Source organism: Tepidibacter hydrothermalis (assembly GCF_029542625.1).
GTDB lineage: Bacteria > Bacillota > Clostridia > Peptostreptococcales > Peptostreptococcaceae > Tepidibacter_A > Tepidibacter_A hydrothermalis.
Genome location: NZ_CP120733.1, coordinates 703709 through 722525 on the forward strand (window position 1 = coordinate 703709; position 18817 = coordinate 722525).

General features: G+C 27.5%; 16 protein-coding genes and 1 pseudogene. 14 read left to right on the forward strand and 3 right to left on the reverse strand.

The features are described from left to right. The first annotated feature begins 238 nt into the window (after nt 1–238). Complete coding sequence (locus P4S50_RS02995) at nt 239–1708, forward strand: 4Fe-4S dicluster domain-containing protein (RefSeq protein WP_277733022.1); 1470 nt, start codon at nt 239–241, stop codon at nt 1706–1708. Between the two features lie 153 nt (nt 1709–1861). Here P4S50_RS02995 and P4S50_RS03000 read toward each other — a convergent pair whose 3' ends face one another. Beyond that, nucleotides 1862–2974: a glycosyl hydrolase family 8 gene (locus tag P4S50_RS03000; RefSeq protein ID WP_277733023.1), complete on the reverse strand. Its 1113-nt coding sequence runs from the start codon at nt 2972–2974 to the stop codon at nt 1862–1864. A 381-nt stretch (nt 2975–3355) separates the two neighbouring features. Here P4S50_RS03000 and nagB point away from each other — a divergent pair, with 381 nt between their 5' ends. Together nagB and P4S50_RS03010 are read left to right on the forward strand one after the other, a co-directional pair. Beyond that, nucleotides 3356–4111, forward strand: a complete 756-nt coding sequence (nagB, locus tag P4S50_RS03005; RefSeq protein WP_277733024.1) for a glucosamine-6-phosphate deaminase — start codon at nt 3356–3358, stop codon at nt 4109–4111. 160 nt (nt 4112–4271) lie between these two features. Further along, nucleotides 4272–5210 carry a DMT family transporter gene (locus P4S50_RS03010; RefSeq protein ID WP_277733025.1) on the forward strand — a complete coding sequence of 313 codons (939 nt, stop codon included), beginning with the start codon at nt 4272–4274 and terminating at the stop codon, nt 5208–5210. A 439-nt stretch (nt 5211–5649) separates the two neighbouring features. Here the strand turns inward: P4S50_RS03010 and P4S50_RS03015 are convergent, their stop codons facing one another. After that, nucleotides 5650–6699, reverse strand: coding sequence for a YkvI family membrane protein (locus P4S50_RS03015; protein WP_277733026.1), 1050 nt, complete (start codon nt 6697–6699; stop codon nt 5650–5652). 437 nt (nt 6700–7136) lie between these two features. Between P4S50_RS03015 and P4S50_RS03020 the strand changes: the two genes are divergently transcribed. The 11 genes and pseudogenes from P4S50_RS03020 (at nt 7137) to bioA (ending at nt 18252) form a co-directional block, all read left to right on the forward strand. Further along, entirely contained in the window at nt 7137–7814 is a 678-nt protein-coding gene (locus tag P4S50_RS03020) for a response regulator transcription factor (RefSeq protein WP_277733027.1), read from the forward strand. Further along, a complete protein-coding gene (locus tag P4S50_RS03025; RefSeq protein WP_277733028.1) occupies nt 7814–9250 on the forward strand; it encodes a HAMP domain-containing sensor histidine kinase in 1437 nt (478 codons plus the stop codon). Before P4S50_RS03020 ends, P4S50_RS03025 begins: the two co-directional genes overlap by 1 nt. A gap of 199 nt (nt 9251–9449) precedes the next feature. Continuing rightward, nucleotides 9450–10688, forward strand: a complete 1239-nt coding sequence (locus P4S50_RS03030; protein ID WP_331489689.1) for a DEAD/DEAH box helicase — start codon at nt 9450–9452, stop codon at nt 10686–10688. A 210-nt stretch (nt 10689–10898) separates the two neighbouring features. Then, nucleotides 10899–11741: a L,D-transpeptidase gene (locus tag P4S50_RS03035; protein ID WP_277733029.1), complete on the forward strand. Its 843-nt coding sequence runs from the start codon at nt 10899–10901 to the stop codon at nt 11739–11741. A 284-nt stretch (nt 11742–12025) separates the two neighbouring features. Beyond that, nucleotides 12026–12589 (forward strand): C40 family peptidase, encoded by a 564-nt coding sequence (locus tag P4S50_RS03040; protein WP_277733030.1) that lies wholly within the window; start codon nt 12026–12028, stop codon nt 12587–12589. 164 nt (nt 12590–12753) lie between these two features. Beyond that, nucleotides 12754–12900: pseudogene (locus P4S50_RS03045) on the forward strand (transposase); the annotation flags it as partial. Between the two features lie 61 nt (nt 12901–12961). Then, entirely contained in the window at nt 12962–14278 is a 1317-nt protein-coding gene (locus P4S50_RS03050) for a hypothetical protein (RefSeq protein ID WP_277733031.1), read from the forward strand. Between the two features lie 254 nt (nt 14279–14532). Continuing rightward, a complete protein-coding gene (locus P4S50_RS03055; protein ID WP_277733032.1) occupies nt 14533–15117 on the forward strand; it encodes a biotin transporter BioY in 585 nt (194 codons plus the stop codon). A gap of 45 nt (nt 15118–15162) precedes the next feature. Further along, on the forward strand, nt 15163–16143 hold the full coding sequence (gene bioB / locus P4S50_RS03060; RefSeq protein WP_277733033.1) for a biotin synthase BioB: 981 nt from the start codon (nt 15163–15165) through the stop codon (nt 16141–16143). A 20-nt stretch (nt 16144–16163) separates the two neighbouring features. Then, nucleotides 16164–16904: a dethiobiotin synthase gene (gene bioD, locus P4S50_RS03065; protein WP_277733034.1), complete on the forward strand. Its 741-nt coding sequence runs from the start codon at nt 16164–16166 to the stop codon at nt 16902–16904. 1 nt (nt 16905) lies between these two features. Beyond that, nucleotides 16906–18252, forward strand: coding sequence for an adenosylmethionine--8-amino-7-oxononanoate transaminase (gene bioA, locus P4S50_RS03070; RefSeq protein ID WP_277734661.1), 1347 nt, complete (start codon nt 16906–16908; stop codon nt 18250–18252). Between the two features lie 76 nt (nt 18253–18328). On the opposite strand, the gene P4S50_RS03075 is transcribed toward bioA, so the two are convergent. After that, on the reverse strand, nt 18329–18742 hold the full coding sequence (locus P4S50_RS03075; protein WP_277733035.1) for a hypothetical protein: 414 nt from the start codon (nt 18740–18742) through the stop codon (nt 18329–18331). Nucleotides 18743–18817: the final 75 nt, after the last annotated feature.

An 18817-nucleotide genomic window follows, 5' to 3' on the forward strand; every position in this document is an offset into this window, starting at 1 on the left:
AAGGCCTCCATATTCAATGATAATTATACACAAAAAAGTACCTATAAACTAGACACTCTTTTTTATGTGTCCAATCTATAGGTACCATTTTAAATATTACACCTTTTATTTTTTTTGAACAATCTCAAACTTTTATAAAAAATTGAAATAATATGTAGATTAAAGTATAATTATGTATTAATAATACATAATTATACTTTAATAATCCATGTTTATACATAGTAAAAGGGGGAGTAATATGAGAAAATTTGAAAGCCAAGTTCAGGTAATAAAACATGACATACTAAAAGAAGTAGCAACACTTGCTATGGAAGGAAATTTAGAGAAAGAATATAAAACTATTCCAAAAAAAATAGCTCCAGGACCTAAAGCAATAACCAGGTGCTGTGTTTATAAAGAGAGAGAAATAGTAAAAGAAAGAGTAAAACTTGCAATGGGTGGAAATAAGAAAAATAAAAATATTATTGAAGTTATAAGTAGTGCGTGTGATGCATGTCCTGTAAATAGATTTACAGTTACTGAATCGTGTAGAGGGTGTCTTGCTCACAAATGTTCAGATGTATGTCCTGTAGGGGCTATTTATCATGTTGAACATAGAGCGTATATAGATAACAATAAGTGTATTGAGTGTGGAAAATGTAAGAATGCATGTCCTTATAATGCAATTTCGGATGTAATGAGACCTTGTAGAAGGTCTTGTGGTGCTAATGCATTATCTATTGATGAAAATAAAAAAGCAGTTATTGATAACGATAAATGTATACAGTGTGGTGCATGTATTTACAAATGCCCTTTTGGAGCGATAATGGATAAGTCATTTATAGTAGATGTTATTAATTTACTAAAAAAATCAAAAGAAGAAAATATAAATGTGTATGCTGTTGTTGCACCAGCTATTGCAAGTCAATTTAAAGGTGTTGGAATTGGGAAAGTATTTAATTCAATAAAAAAATTAGGTTTTGATTATGTTGTAGAAGCAGCTCTTGGAGCAGACATTATAGCTTTGCATGAAGGAAAAGAATTTACCCATACTATTGATGAAAACGGATTAATGACTAGTTCATGCTGTCCTGCGTTTGTTTCATATATTACTAAAAATTATCCAAATGTTGTAGATAAAATTTCGAATTCAGTTTCTCCGATGATTGCAATGTCGAGAATTATAAAAAATGAAGATAGTAATGCTAAGGTGATCTTTATAGGACCGTGTACTGCTAAAAAAATGGAAATTATGCAGGAGGACGTAAAGGGAAGTACAGATTATGTTCTTACATTTGAAGAATTAGAGGTTATGTTAGATGCTGTTAATATAGATGTTAATGAGAGTGAAGAAAACATTTTAGAAGATGCTTCTTTTTATGGAAGAATATTTGCTAAAACTGGAGGTTTAGTAGAAGCTGTAAAGCAAGTAATTAAAGAAGGAGAATTAGAGGTTGATTTTAATCCAATAGTTTGTGATGGAATAAAAGAGTGCGATAAAGCTTTAAAAATGGCTAACATAAATAAATTGAATGCAAACTTTATAGAAGGAATGGCATGTAGTGGAGGTTGCATAGGAGGAGCAGGAGTACTCAACAGAACAGCTAAGGATAAAATAGAAGTAGAGAAATATGGACAAATTTCTGTAAAAGAGGGAATTAATGATTCTATAAAAAATATAAATATTAGCGAAGTTAATTTAGATAGAGAATTTAAAAAGTCTTATTAAATATAAAAGATATAGTACTATAAAATGAGAACACTAAAAAGGATACATCCTAAATTGATATTTTAAAATTCAATCTAGGGTGTATCTTTTTTACATACTAAGGGATTATAAAATTTTTGATACTGCTTTCAAAAAAGTTTACAATTAAAAGTTTTAAATATCTAGTAAAGATATAGATAATAAATATTGAAGATTATCAAATGAATATACTTCTTCTGTTTGTTCGTTTGCAAAACTTCCATATAAGGGTGAATCTTTACTTGATACTTTAAAGTCATTGCATTTATTCAATAATTCTTTAGATTTTTCTGGTTCGTCAATCAAATAGAATAATCTAGAGGCAAGTGAATATATAGCTGTAGATTCTATATTAGATTCAGGGCTTAAATCAAAAGAATAATGGGAGTATAGTTTATTGTTTTTTTTGAATTCCTCGTATATCCAATTTACATCTTTTAAAGATACTAAATCTACTTCTGCTAGATGTATTAATGTATATAAATTTTGAGTTAAATCTATATTTTTTTGATTTATGTATTTTTTATTTGAAATATTATATCTGTATTGATAAAAACTTGTATTAGGTATTTGAGAGTTTAGCACTATATTTTTAGAACTTTCATATATTTTTTCCCATCTCTTATCTAGAGATGATAGTTTTTTTAAGGTGTATAAATCTATATGTGAAATTGTATTGTATTTGGAATTAGTTTTATTTTTTGTATCGTAAAAATCAAAGCATATATCGTTTTTTGTGTTGTATTTTAACAAACCTTCAGATACTTTTTTTATTTTTTTAGAGTAATATTTATCGTCCCATTTTTCATCAGCAAGAATTAATGCTTTTAATATTCTCAAATCATTTACTAAACAGTTAGAGTTATCTTTAAATTCAAGTTCTCTTATTCTCCAAGAAAATGTAGAATTTTTTAGAGATAAATTTTTGATAGTAAATTTTAAAGCTTTATCGAAATTGGGTTTATCATCTTTATTCAAAAAATATAATAGTAAAAGTCCTTGTGATTCTGAAAGTATATCTTTACCAGTAGCCTTATCTATATTTATGTCTTTTGAATCTAAGTAATTTGTATATATTCCAAGTTTTGAGTTTGACATATTGTTTAGTATAAAGTTTAGAGTGTTATATTCGCTGTATGATGTTTTTATAGGCATATTAGAAACATTTATAGAATTATCTATTGATTTAAAATTTGTAAGAAACAGTAATGTAAAACAAAGTAAAGTTATAAATAATAATTTTTTCATAAAAAACCCCCATCTAAAAATAGTATATATAAACTAGTCTGGGTTTTTTTTGAAGAAAATATGCATCATATTAATTTAATATTTCTGTTTGAGGTTCTTTATTTTTCATATAAAACAATCAGATTACAGCCGATCTTTCTAAGAAAATACGATTTTATCTTAAAGTGAAACTTAATTCAGAAATTGTAGAATTATTATCTCCAGCATTAATAGGAATGACATAGAACTCTTAGCTTTTGGATAAAATAGTAAGTATAAAAAGGGTATAATCAATAATATTAGATAAAAAATTAGAAATAATAAAGTGAAACTTAATTCAAATTGAGTTTTAGAGCTTTTAGCTTTTGGATAAATAGAGATACTTTATATGAGGTGATATAGATGAAAATTATATGTGTTAATGATTACGATGATATGAGCAAAAAATCTGCTGATATAGTTGTAAGTCAAATAATACTAAATCCAGAAAGTGTGTTAGGACTAGCTACTGGGTCAACTCCAATAGGTATGTATAAGCAGCTTGTGAAAGCTTATGAAGATGGACATATAGATTTTGAAAAAATAACTACATTTAATTTAGATGAATATTTTAATATAGATAAAACAAATAAACAAAGTTATTATTACTATATGAAAAAAAATTTATTTGAAAAGGTAAATATAAATATGGAAAATATCAATATACCAAATGGTATGGCTGATAATATAGATGAAGAATGCCTAGAATATGAAAAAAAGATAAGAGATAAAGGTGGAGTAGATATTCAAGTATTAGGGATAGGAAGGAATGGACATATAGGTTTTAACGAACCAGATATTAAATTCGAGGCATTAACTCATATGGTAAAGTTAGATGAACAAACTATAAAAGACAACTCCAGATTTTTTGATTCAATAGATGAAGTTCCAACAACAGCTATAAGCATGGGAATTAAGACTATTATGAGAGCTAAAAAAATAGTACTATTAGCTAGTGGAAAAGAAAAAGCAGAATGTATATATGAAGCAATATACGGTAATATAACACCTAATCTGCCAGCATCTGTACTTCAGCTTCATCCAGATGTTATATTTGTAATAGATAAACAAGCAGGTTCAAAATTAAATTTAGAAGAAATAGATAAGCAGTATTTATAATGATATTTTGGGAAAATATAGAATTAATGTAATAGCCTATGCAATTTAAGTTTAAATAAATTGCATAGGCTATTATATTTAATTTTAAAAAAATTTCCACAAAATACCTTAATGGTGTTATAATCATAATGCATAAATATATAATTTGAGGCGGGGTAATATGGACACTATAACAAAAAATAAGAAAAAAGGGTTTATACTAGTCATTATAGCAGCTGTATTTTGGGGGTATATGGGTGTTCCCACTAGAAACTTAGGAAATTTAAATTTTGATCCATTTGCTATTTCTTTTTTTAGAACAACAATTGCTGCAATATTCTATTTTGGATATTGTTTAAAGAAAAAACCAAATAGTTTAAAGGTTGATTCAAATGGAATAATATTTTTTATAATTTATGGAATATTTGCATTTGCATTAACATTCATATCGTACAATATATCCATAAACTATGTTTCTGTATCTATAGCCACTGTACTGATGTTTACATGTCCCATTTGGGTAGTAATTTTATCTCATTTTTTATTTAAGGAAGATATAAATAAAAACAAAGTAGTAGCGATAATATTAAACTTATTTGGATGTTTTATGATATCAAAGGGATATGAATTTGGTAACTTTTCACTTAGTTTAAAAGGAGTAGTATTTGGGCTTATATCTGGATTTACATTTGCACTTCAAGGAATACTTGTTAAAGTAGTTGGTGAAAAATACGATAAAGATTGTTTATTATCATATTCATTTTTATTTGCAAGTTTATTTTTAATACTTTTTGTTGATTTTAAAAATACTGTAAATATATTTAAAAATTCAAATGATATGTATTTTATAATAAAAAATATTATAGTAATAGGGATATTTAATACTATAATAGCTAATGGATCTTATGTGAAGGCAGTTGAGTACGTTGAGGCAAGCGTTTGCAGCATAATAGTATCATTAGAATTGGTTGTGGCTGCAATTGTAGCATACTTTGTATTTAATGAAGGACTTGAAATTCCTCAGACAATAGGTATGGTTATGGTTATAGGGTCTATAGTTATACTTAATATGAAGAAAAAACAAAAGATAGATGAAGAAGTGGATATTTCAGAAACATAATTTATAGAGATTAGTTATTGAATAAAAAGTAAGGAAGTACATATGCTTAATCCTAAAACAAAGGGTATCAAAATACCGCTTATGTATTAAATATATTTAATAAAACTAAGTATTACATCTTATTGAATATCCTAAAAGTTCTAAACTCCCGTTGGTCAAACAACCAACTTTCTTAACGGATATTCAACCAATGTAATACGAGTTTTATACAAATATATTTAAATCATTCGCTAATATTTTAATACCCTTTGTTTTGTAAGTGTAGTTCTTATACTTTTAATGGGTTTAATAAAGATTTTTTTATTTTACATTGGGCTACAACTATGTTTGATGATAGTAACTAAACCTAAAAAATATGGCTATGAAAATGTTAAGGAATCTTATATATATAGTATGAGTTGTATTTTTATAGGCATATTTTTTGATTATCCAAATAAAATCACTTTGCTATACCACCCCTAAATACAAACTTTAAAAAAGCACAGATTATTATCAAAAAACTTATATATCCAAATAAAGGGTATAGAATCATTATCAAATTTGAAAATCCGAATTTAGCTAAGAATATTGATATTAAACAAAATAAAAAGCATAGTTTTTTTTGCCCTATATTAAACATAGGTTTTATTCTAGTTAGAATTCCAAATCCATTCCCTATTGCAGTTGTAAACATTGCAAACCAAAGTATTATAGAATATAAATATTTTCCCCTGTAATCTGAATAACTTGATATATTTAACATTGGAAGTTCTAAGGTAGATACATCATTGTAAAGTATAAGTGATGGTGTTAGTATGAATAAAGCTAGTATTCCAAGGAATAATCCACCAAGCAAACCTCCTTTGATAGCAGTTTGTTTACTATCAACTAAAGAACCGACGGATGTTAGTATTACTAAAGCGGGTATCATATTGTATCCAACGTAAGTAACAGATGATATTATGAATTTGTAATTAGGATTTGGGTTAATAGCACTTAAGGAACTTAGGTTTATACCTTCATGTAAAATAACACTAGATCCTATATATACTATTGCAATTAACAAGAACGGAACTACGATAGTGTTCACGGTTGATAAACCTTTTATGCTGAATATAAATGTTATAAATGTAGCTATTGCCATAAATAGAATACCTATATTAGGATCTATATTGTATTGCTCATAAAATATAGCACCACTTCCTGCCAGCATTATACAATAACCAGCTATTAAAAATAGTATGATTAAAAAATCTATTACCTTACTTATACTTTTTCCAAATATTCTTTCTAACAGCTTGTTGTAAGTTGAGATATTATTTGTATGAGCAGTTACTAGGATTATACTTCCTATTAAACAGAATAAAGTTGTTGCGATTATTATACCTATTAGACCATTTACTCCAAACTTTCCGAAAAAGTTCATAATTTCTTGCCCAGAAGCAAAACCTGCACCTATTATCGTACCTACATAAATGCTTGCTATTTTGATATATGAGTTATTTTTCATATTATTCCTCCTTTATATAATTTCCGTATAGAAAATTATATGATTTACAACGTTTGGATAACACTGATAAAAGAACTATACTTGCAACTATTTTTGAGCAACGGAGCCTGTAAGGATCGTTGGCGATATGAGTCACCGCGTTAGCGAGTAGACGAATTTTTTATATTAATTGTATGTATGTAAATTAAATAATTGCACAAATAATTAAGAAAATAGCTTGGATAGAAATATATTAATAATTAGTCATATAGGTTATAATTTATATTAAAGATATATTTATCGGAAAGTTAAAAGTTCTAAAACTCTATCATCTTAAGGTAGAAGATGAGAACTTAACAGCTTCTGGATTAGTTTACCCCTAGGGCACTTACGCAACTAGAAATTCATATGGAGTAAAAACTTTATGTGAATTAAATTTCACTTTATGGGAGGGTATAATGAGTACAAAAAAGATATTAATAGCTGATGATGAGAAGCGTATGAGAAAGTTAGTATCTGATTTTTTAAAGAAAGAAGGATATTCTATAATAGAAGCTAATGATGGTGAAGAAGCTATTGATTTATTTGAAGAAGAAAAGGATATAGATTTAGTAATATTAGATGTTATGATGCCAAAATATGATGGCTGGATAGTCTGTAGGAAAATAAGAAAAAAATCTAGTGTACCTATAATAATGTTAACCGCTAGAAGTGAAGAGTTCGATGAATTGTTTGGATTTGAAATGGGAGCCGATGAATATGTAAAAAAACCATTTAGTCCTAAAATACTGGTAGCAAGGGTAAATGCACTTTTTAGAAGGAGTAAAGAAGAGAAAGAAGATATTCAAGTATTTGGAAAATTAAAAATTGATGATAATGCTAAGGGAGTATATATAGAAGATGAGTCAATAGATTTAAGTCCTAAAGAATATGAACTATTGTTATATATGATAAATAATAAAGGAACGGCGCTCAGTAGAGAGCAAATACTTAATAATGTATGGGGGTATGATTATTTTGGTGAGCTTAGAACTGTCGATACTCATATAAACAGACTTAGAATAAAGCTTGAAAATCAAAGTGATTTAATTCATACGGTAAGAGGTATAGGATATAGATTTGAGGTTGACAAATAATGAAAAAATCTATAAAGACAAAACTATTTGTAGGTATAACTAGTATAGTTGTTATATTTGTAGTTCTTTTATGGGGACTTAATTCTACTTTGCTAGAAAAATACTATATAAAGCAAAAGAAAAACATATTAATAAATGCAAGTAAAGATATCGATTCTATATATACAGGGCATATAGATGATATATACATAGACCTTGAAGTTATTAAAAATACGACAGGTGCAAGTATAATAATAATAAGTCCCAATAGACATGTTAAGTATACATCAGTTGGAATGTATGCAAAAAGGGCATTTGGTCCTATTTATTCAAATGGAATAACGAACAGTAACAAAAGAAATGTATTTACATTAGAATCGGATAAAAGACTAAATATTGATTTTTTAGCTCTTAGAACTACCTTAAAAAATAAAGATATATTGATACTTAAAATTCCTATGCCAGCTATATCTGAAAGTGCTAGTATAGCTAATAGATTTATGCTATTTACAGGATTATTAGCTATAGTAATAGGAATGATATGGGCTTTAGCATTTTCTAAAAAATTCACTAGGCCTGTACTATATTTAAATGATATAACTAAGAATATGGCAAATCTCAATTTTTCTGAAAAATGTATAGTAGATACAGATGATGAGCTTGGTCAGCTTGCAAATAATATAAATTATCTATCTAGTGAACTAGATAAGGCTATATCAGGTCTTCATCAAGAAAATCAAAAGCTTGAAGAGGATATAGAAAGAAAGAAAAAGATAGATAATATGAGAAAAGAGTTCATATCAAGTGTTTCACACGAACTCAAAACGCCGATATCTTTAATACAAGGATATTCAGAAGGACTAAAGGAAAATGTTATGGACAATGAAGAGGACAAGGAGTTTTACTGCGATGTAATAATAGATGAGGCTAAAAAGATGGATATATTAGTTAAAGATCTTTTGAACCTTTCTCAGATAGAATCTGGATATTTTAAATTGGAAAAAACAAAATTCAACATATGCGATTTGTTAGATCAAACTATTATTAAGTACAAAAACATATTTGATAAAAAGAATATAGATTTAAAAGTTGATAAAAAGTATATGGGAAATGTTTTTGCAGACAATATCAGAATAGAACAGATTTTAGTGAATTTTATTAACAATGCAATAGATCATGTGGATGATAATAATATTATAAAAATAAGCGTATATGATAATAATGATAATATTGGAATATCTGTATTCAATTCAGGAAAATCTATATCAAAGTATGATATAGATAAGATATGGACGAGTTTTTATAAAGCAGATAAGGCAAGAACTAGAGAGTATGGAGGATATGGTCTTGGGTTATCTATAGTTAGGGCTATTCAAGAAATCCACAATAATGAATATGGTGTTTTAAATGTCGAAAATGGAGTTAAGTTTTGGTTTAATGTAGATAAATGTTTATAAACTAGGTGAATTTGTGTTAAAATAAACTTTGGCATTGAAAACATATATAGGGTTTATGATTACATTAAATTGGATTCATTTGATATCGGTGATAAGATGAAATACTTTGAAATGTAATTCATAAACCCTATATGAAAATTGGGAGATTAACGTAAATTAAAGAATTTAAATATAAATTAAAAGAGGAATGATATTTATTATGAAATTTTCAAATATTGGAATAAGTAAAGAGTTACAAGATGTATTGCAAAAAAATAGAATAACTGAGCCTACACCTATTCAAGCTCAAACTATACCTGTAATATTAAAAAGCAAAGATGTTATGGCTCAAGCACAAACGGGAACGGGTAAGACGTTAGCATTTTTACTTCCTATGTTAGAAAAGATTGATTCTAATAAAGGTACAGTACAGGGGTTAATAGTTACTCCTACAAGAGAACTTGCTATTCAGATTACAAATGAAGCTAAGAAATTACAAGAGGCAAAGAATATTAATATACTTGCTGCTTACGGTGGACAAGATGTTGAGAAGCAAATCAACAAGCTAAAGGGAGGTATTCATTTAGTAATAGGTACTCCTGGAAGATTAGCAGATCATCTTAGAAGAAAGACTATAAACTTTAAGAACTTAAAAACTCTTGTACTTGATGAGGCTGATCAAATACTAGATATGGGATTCATACATGAGATTGAAGAAATAATAAATAACAGCAACAAGGGAAGACAAACATTATTTTTCTCAGCTACTTTAACTAAGAAAGTAAAATCTTTATCAGGAAAATATATGAGAAAACCTGAATTTATTAAGGTTGAAAGTCAAAAGGTAACTTTAGATGAAATACAACAGATAGTTATTGAAACTACTGATAGATTAAAGCAAGATGCACTTTGTCATGCAATAGATGAGCATAAGCCTTTTATGGCTATAATATTCTGCCGTACAAAACGTCGTGCTCAAATTCTTAATGAAGCTTTAAATGAAAGAGGATATGACTCAGATGAACTTCATGGTGATTTAAGTCAACCTAAGCGTCAAAGAGTAATGAAGAAGTTTAGAGATCTTAAATTACAGTTTTTAGTAGCAACTGATATAGCTGCTAGAGGCCTTGATATAGATGGTATGAGTTATGTATTTAATTATGATATACCAGAAGATGCTGAGAGCTATATACATCGTATAGGAAGAACTGGTCGTGCTGGTAAAGATGGAGTTGCTATTACTTTCGTTGCTCCTAAAGATCAAAATCTACTTACTGATATAGAGCAAGGAATAGAGATGAAAATACAAAAGCAAAGATATGAAAAAGATGGTAGTGACAATTCTTTTGTAGAGGTGAAAAAAGCATCTAAGCCTAAGAAAAAAGAATTTCATAAAAAAGGAACTGATTTTAAGAGAAAAGGCAATAAGTTTGGTAAAAACAAAAGAACTAAAAGATAGATATAAAGTGAAACTTAATTCAGATGGAGTTTTTACTCCAACTGAATTTCTAGTTGAACCAATCCAGAAGCTGTAGAGTTCTTATCTCCAGCCTTAAGAGGATGGAGATTTAGAACTCTTAGCTTTCGGATAAAAAATATATTAGTTATAAAAAAATATAAATGTCATATATTTACAATATAGATTTTTTTCACGAAGGGGAGAAATGGAATGATTAAATTCAAATCATGCTTATTGTATTTATTGGTATTTATATTTTTTTTGTCTTCAATATCTTATGGACAGCCTATTACAAATGCTCAAATTGTTACTGAAAAGCAGACAGAGTTTACAGGGAATTTACTAAAATTCAAGGTTTTATGTGAAGGAAGCAATATGCAGTATAAGTGGAGCATATTAAAGGATTCATGTGTTATTTATACAAAAGATTATAGTGAAAGTAATATGTTTGAATATCCTGTTACATCTGAAGGTATTTATTATGTAGGGGTTAGTATCAAAGATGTAGAGGGAAATATTGTAACTTGTGAATCACAAAAGGTAAGTGTGGTAGATAAAATAAAAATAGAGACTCCGAAGGTAGAAGTAGAGCCTACTAAGGTAAAAACAGCAGAAGAAATAGAGATAGAAAATGTACAAGCTTATGTAAATGAGACTAAGAAATTGACTAGTCAAACTGATAGACTTATATGGGTGGATACTGCTAAAAATATGGTATATATATTTAAAGGTAAATCTAAAGAGTGGCAACTTGAAAAGAAGATGGTTTGTACGGATGGTAAAGACTCTACACCGACTATTAAGGGAGATTTTAGTGTCAAGAGTAGGGCGCCATGGCTAATTTCATACAGCGGAAAGGTAAGAGCTAAATACAAGGTCAATTTCTACGGAAATTATTATTTTCATTCAATATTATTTAATTCAAAAGGAACAAGAGTTGTCGATTCAAGACTTGGAAAATCTTTATCACATGGATGTATAAGACTTAGTGTTGAGGATGCAAAGTGGATATATGATTATATACCTGATAAAACTGCTGTTCATATAAGTTAATTTAGCCTGTGATTTCACAGGCTTTTTTGTTTAGAAAAAATTTGTGCCTATATCGAAAATGATAGATATTAAAATACCGCTAATTAATCAATATTTTAATAGAACTAGGATTTAGTCTTATTAAATATATTAAAACTTCTTAAACACCTAAATCGAGTTTTATAGAATCTAGGTTTTAAATTGATGGTATTAGATCATTAAATAATTTAGTACATATATTTCCATTGAAATTGTTATAAAATTTAGATATTATTAAATTAGGAATATAAAGGGAGATTGATAGTATGAATGTGCGAGAAATATATAATCAAAAAATTACTGAAATAGAATCAAGACTTCCTGTTTCTATTAGAAAAAATACAGTGAATAGAATTAACTCTAGTAAGGATAAAAATAATAATTTTAATAACATTTTAAAAGAACATACAAATAAATTAAGTAATATAAAAAATAAAAATTTAAGAAAATCAGAGTCGATAAAGAATAATGTAATTGATTTTTCCAAAAAATATTTAAATGTTCCTTATGTTTGGGGAGGAAATACTCCTAAAGGATTTGATTGCTCTGGGTTTACAAAATACGTAATGAAGCATTTTGGAATTGATATCAATAGAGTTTCAAAAGATCAAGCTAAGAATGGTAAGTTTATTCCTAAAAAAGAGTTAAAAACTGGAGACTTAGTTTTTTTTGATACTAAAGGAAATGGTGTATCCCATGTAGGTATGTATATTGGAGATGACAAGTTTATACACGCTTCATCAAAATATAAAAAAGTAGTTATATCGCCTTTAAATGAAGGTTATTACTCTGAAACTTATGTTACAGGAAGAAGAGTTTTGAATTCATAACATTTGCTAAAAAGCAGATGTTTTTTTTATTGTATAACGAATATCACAGGTTATACCTGTGGTTCTAAAAAGCTTATAGCCATGTGTAGAAAAAAATAGAACCTCCAATGTAGAATGGAATTAGGTTTGACGACCAAAACCATTACAAAGGAGGTTCATTCAATATGTATAATAGTGGTTTAGCACATACAAAGTGGAATTGTAAATATCATATAGTTTTTGCACCAAAGTACAGAATACAAGTAATATATGGAAATATTAAGGCTGATATAGGAAAAATACTTAGAAAACTATGGCGACCATATGGCATTTTTAGGGAATGTAAAGATATGGTATAATAATTCTACCTAAAACTACAAGGGGGATTATCGTATGAAGTTGAGTAAGAATAAAATATCTATAATTGTAATAGATTTACTTATATTATTTTTAATTTATTATTCAAATAACTATATAGACAAGCATAAAGATATGAAAAAAGCTGTTAATCAAAATATATATTATAATTTAGAATATTTTAAAGAAGAACTTCAAGATTTAAATAAGAACATATCTAGTGTTTTAACGGTTAAGGACAATTATAATAACAAAGAATTTATATCTAGAGGTGTAATTAGGAGTTATTCAAGATGTAACAATATGGTAGGAAAAATAAATGGTAAATATTATGATGATAATTATATATGGGATATATATAGAACTGTAAATGAAAATATAGAATCTATAATAAGTGATAATATTATAGATGATACAGAACGACAGTATTTAACAACACTTGAGGAGTATAACAATGAACTTTTAAAAGAATGTAAAAAAATAATGGGCAAATTATATGATGAGGGTTTTTATGATTACAACTACCAAAAGAAAATAGAGAAAAAAATACTTAAAACTCAAAGTGAATTTTCTAAAAAAGCAGATGAAATCTTAGATCAAGAGAAGTATAAGATTCTTATAGATTATAAATTAAAAAATGAAGTCGGTGAAAATAGAGAAGAGAATTTTGAGCAAATAAAAAAATATTGTGAAGAGATATTTTCGAAAGTTATACGAGATGATATTCTTGAATATGATATCAAAAATAATAATAAACCGGAGTATGTATTTAATACTCCTCAAGAAGAATTTGAGTCACAAAATAAATTTCATGATAAGCCAAAATATCAATTGAATTACGATAAATCAACCAAAGCAATTAAAATAAGTACAGTTAGATATACAATATATGCTTCTGATAAAAAATATAACGAACAGGAGCTATATAACACAGCTCAAAATACAGTAAGTAAGTTCATAGATAAGGTTTATTTATATGATAAAAATATAAGGTATGATGAAAAGATTTTAAAGGATATAACATATAAATATATACAAAAAGATAATGACGTATATTATGAAGGCAGTGAAATATACATAACTATCAATAAAAATAAGATAATAACTGATTTTTATATAGGAAATTTAAACAAAAATATAATTTCTCCATCTATAACTAAGAAAGATATTGAAAATAAAATAGATGGGGAGATACTAGATATTATAACTATTGCAAATACAAAAGGAAAAGTAGAGTACGAGGCTCATATAAAAGATAATAATATAATATATTCGGCAGTGTTTGATGGATATGATGGAAGTCTTAAATATTATGGAACTGATATTAGAGATTATGGTAAAATCATCGAATAGGCCTAACAGGAAAAAATAAAAATAATACCACTTTTTTATACTAGATTACTTTCTTAATATAGTAATTATTTTATAAAAATAGGGTATTATTTTTTTGCTTTCAGATAAGTATTGAATTTATTAAATGTAAAATATTACAAAAAATCAATTGAGATTTAATTGTAAACTTAAAAATGAAAGAGGTTGACAATAGTGATTTAACTATGTAAAATAACATCGTAAAGAAATGTTTGGTAAAAGGAGAGAATAATAATATGAAAATTAAAACTAGAGACATGATTTTGATTCCAATGTTTGCTGCTTTAACTGCAATAGGTGCATTTATAAAAATACCTATACCAATGGTTCCATTCACTTTGCAATATCTATTCTGTGCATATTCAGGAGTTTTTTTAGGGGCTAAGCATGGGTTATATTCACAATTACTATACGTTATTATCGGACTTATAGGAATTCCTATTTTTGCTAATGGAGGAGGACCTACATATATCTTTCAGCCTACATTTGGATACTTATTAGGATTTATAGTATGTTCTTATGTAATTGGTAGATCAACTGAGAAATTAAAAGACATTACTTTTATAAAAATACTTAGACCAGTATTACTGGGATTATTTTGGGTTTATGTAATAGGTGTTTCTTATCTTTATATGATTATTAATATTTATCTTAAAAAAGCAATGACAGTAAAATCAGCAATATTAGTAGGGTTTGTACCATATATAGTTTCAGATTTAATTCTCAGTGTAATAATAGCGTATTCAGCTGTTCGTGTGATACCAATATTAAGAAAAACAAATTTGACTGAAAATCAAATATTAAAAAATCAAGCAGAATAGTTATTTTAATCTATCTAAATTATATTTTGAGTGGAGTGATATAATATGAAAAAATTTATTGAAGAAGTAACACAAAAAGTTTTAGATGGTAAGCAAATAACGTATGATGAAGCATTAAAAATAATCGATATAGATGAAAATGATATTGAAATTCTAGACTTATTTTTTTTAGGAGCAAATAAAATAAGAGAAAAATATGTAGGTAATAAGGTTGAATTATGTACAATAATGAATGCAAAATCAGGTAGATGTTCTGAGGATTGTAAGTATTGTGCTCAATCAGTTTATTACAATACAGGTGTTACAGAATATGACTTATTAAACTATGATGAAATTTTAGAAAGAGCTTTAGAAGTTCAAGCTCTAGGAGTTCACAAATTTTCATTAGTTACTAGCGGTAGAGGTATAAGCTGTGAGACAGAAATGGATAGATTAGTAGAAATATATAGCAGACTTAAAGCAGACACAGATCTTAAGTTATGTGCATCACATGGAATATTAACATTTGAACAATTATTAAAGCTTAAAGAAGCAGGGGTAAGTACATATCATCATAATGTAGAGACTAGCAGTTATAACTATAAAAATATATGTACGACTCATGATTATGAAGACAGAATAGAAACTATAAAAAATGCTGTAAAAGCAGATCTTGAAGTTTGTTGTGGTGGGAATTTTAGCATGGGGGAATCCAAAGAAGATAGAGTGAAAATGGCATTTGAAATTAAATCTTTAAAAATAAATTCAATACCGCTTAATATACTAATGCCGATAAAAGGAACTCCATATCAAGATTTAAAAGTTATATCTCCATTAGAAATTCTTAAGAGTATGGCATTATTTAGATATATTAACCCAAATTCATATATTAGATATGCTGGAGGTAGAGTGGGATTAAAAGATAAACAGAGCTTAGGATTTAAAGCAGGAGTGAATGCTGCATTAGTAGGGAATTTTTTAACTACAATAGGAAGTAATGTTGAAGATGACAAAGAAATGATAGTTAATGCTGGATTAGAGATATAAGGGAATAAGGGGGGAGTTTTTTGAATAAAGGTGTTTTTGTATTAGGTACCGATACTGATGTTGGAAAAACATTTGTAACAGCAGGGATAAACTATATTTTAAGAAAAAATAACTTTAATGCTATTAGCTTGAAACCTGTGCAAAGTGGGGGAATAGTAAAAGATAATAAACTAATATCAGGTGATATTGAATTTATTAAAAAAATAGCTGAGGTTAAAGAAGACTATGAAATAATGAATTGCTATTGCTTCAAAGAAGCAGTATCTCCACATCTTGCATCTGAAATAGAAAATGTTTGTATAGATAAAAATAGAATAATAAATCATTATAAAAAACTATATGAAAAATATGATTTTTGCATAGTAGAAGGGGCAGGGGGTAGTATAGTTCCGTTAATAAGAGATGAATATTACATTTATGATCTTGTAAAGGATTTAAATATCCCTGTAGTTATAGTAACAACAATAGGAGTAGGAACTATTAATCAAACTGTACTAACCGTGAGTTTCCTAAAAAGTTTAGGAATACAAATAAGAGGATTAATAATAAATAAATATACTGGTACTTATTATGAAGATGACAATATAGAGGTTATTAAGTCTATAACAGGATTAGATATAATTGCTGTAATAAATAAATTGGATTTAGATGGAAAAGAAGGATTTATTTCAAAAGCTAGAAAAGAATTTGATAAGAACCTACATATAGATAAATTATTGAATTTGGTTATAAGAAAAGATGGGGGAGATTACAGTGAATAAAATGAATGAACTTCAAAGAAAAGATTTAAAATATATATGGCATCCATGTTCTCAAATGAAAGACTATGAAACATTTGATCCTATAGTTATAAAACGAGGAGAAGGAGTTTTTTTAGAGGATATGAATGGGAAAAGATATTTAGATGCTGTTTCATCATGGTGGGTAAATTTATTCGGACATTCTAATAAAAGAATAAATGAAGCTCTATACAAGCAAGCTAATAAGCTTGAACATGTTATGCTTGCAAATTTTTCTCATGAACCAGCTATTGAACTGGCTGAGAAAATAGTGAATGTAACACCAGATGGCTTAAACAAGATTTTTTTTGGTGATAACGGATCTTCAGCAGTAGAGATAGCTTTAAAGTTGAGCTTTCAATATCATCAACAAATAGGAAAAAACAAAAAAACAAAATTCGTTAAGATATCTGATGCTTATCATGGAGAAACACTAGGTGCTTTATCAGTTTGTGATGTTGAGCTTTATAATAAGGTATTTAATCCGTTGTTATTAGATGTTATTAAAGCACAAGGGCCTGATTGTTATAGATGTCCTTATGGATTATGCAGAGAAAATTGTAGAGCTGAGTGCTTTGAGAAAATGGAAAAAACTATTGAAAAGCAACATGAAGAAATAAGCGCTATAATAATAGAACCTATGGTACAAGGGGCAGCAGGTATGAAAATATACTCTCCAGAATATCTAAAAAAACTAAGAAAACTATGTGATGAATATGAGATTAACTTAATAGCGGATGAAGTAGCAGTAGGGTTTGGAAGAACTGGAAAGATGTTCGCATGTGAGAATGCTGGAATTTCACCAGATATTATGTGTTTATCTAAAGGTCTAACGGCAGGGTATATGCCTCTAGCATTAACTTTGATGACTGATAAAATATATAATGCTTTTTATGATGATTATTCAAAGTTAAAGGCTTTCTTACATAGTCATAGTTATTCTGGAAACGCATTGGGATGTTCTATTGCAGTAGAGACACTTAATATATTTAAAGATGAAAATGTGGTTGAGAATAATATAATTAAATCTAATTTATTAAGAGAAAAAGTAGGAAATATACTAGATGAACTACCTCATGTTGGAGAATATAGACAATTGGGTATGATAGGAGCTATTGAACTTGTTAAAAATAAAGAAACTAAAGAAGGATTTGACTGGAAGAGTAGAGTTGGTTATAACATTTATAAAATAGCTCTTAAAAAAGGAGTATTGTTAAGACCATTAGGAAATGTAATATACTTTATGCCACCTTATGTTATTGATAATAAAGAAATGGATTTAATGGTTAATACAGCTAGGGATTCGATACTAGAATTTTTTAATCTATAGTAAAGATATTCTTATCTATCAAAATATAAAGTAAAACTTAATTCAGATGGAGCTTTTACTCCATCTGAATTTTAAATTATATATCTTGCTTAAATGAAGGTTGTTTTGAATATTCATTATAACCTTTATTATCATAAATAGCTTTTTCTTTTTTATGTTTTTTTTCCTCGTCTTTTTGCATATCAACAATCATAATAATATCTGAAAAGCTGATATTCTCTACTTGAGATAAAATTGATGGATCTACATCTTTTAAAGAAATTGTTTTTACACATTGCATAGTGACACCATCTTTTACAAGATATACTTTTATCAAACCACCTTCTAAAACGTATTTATAGCTCTTAGTTTTTGGTTCATTTAGATTAATCATTTGAGTCTCAAAAACTTTTTCTTTTTTAGCATCTTCTTTTATTTGATCAGTACTTTTATTGTTTAAAGAGGTTAAGTTATTCTGATAATTGAGTTGGGCAAAAGGGACTTTCATCATATCTAAAATTTCCTTTCTTAAACTGAAATTAACATTCATAACTTATTATCGGTGTTAAGGATAATAATCTTTAAT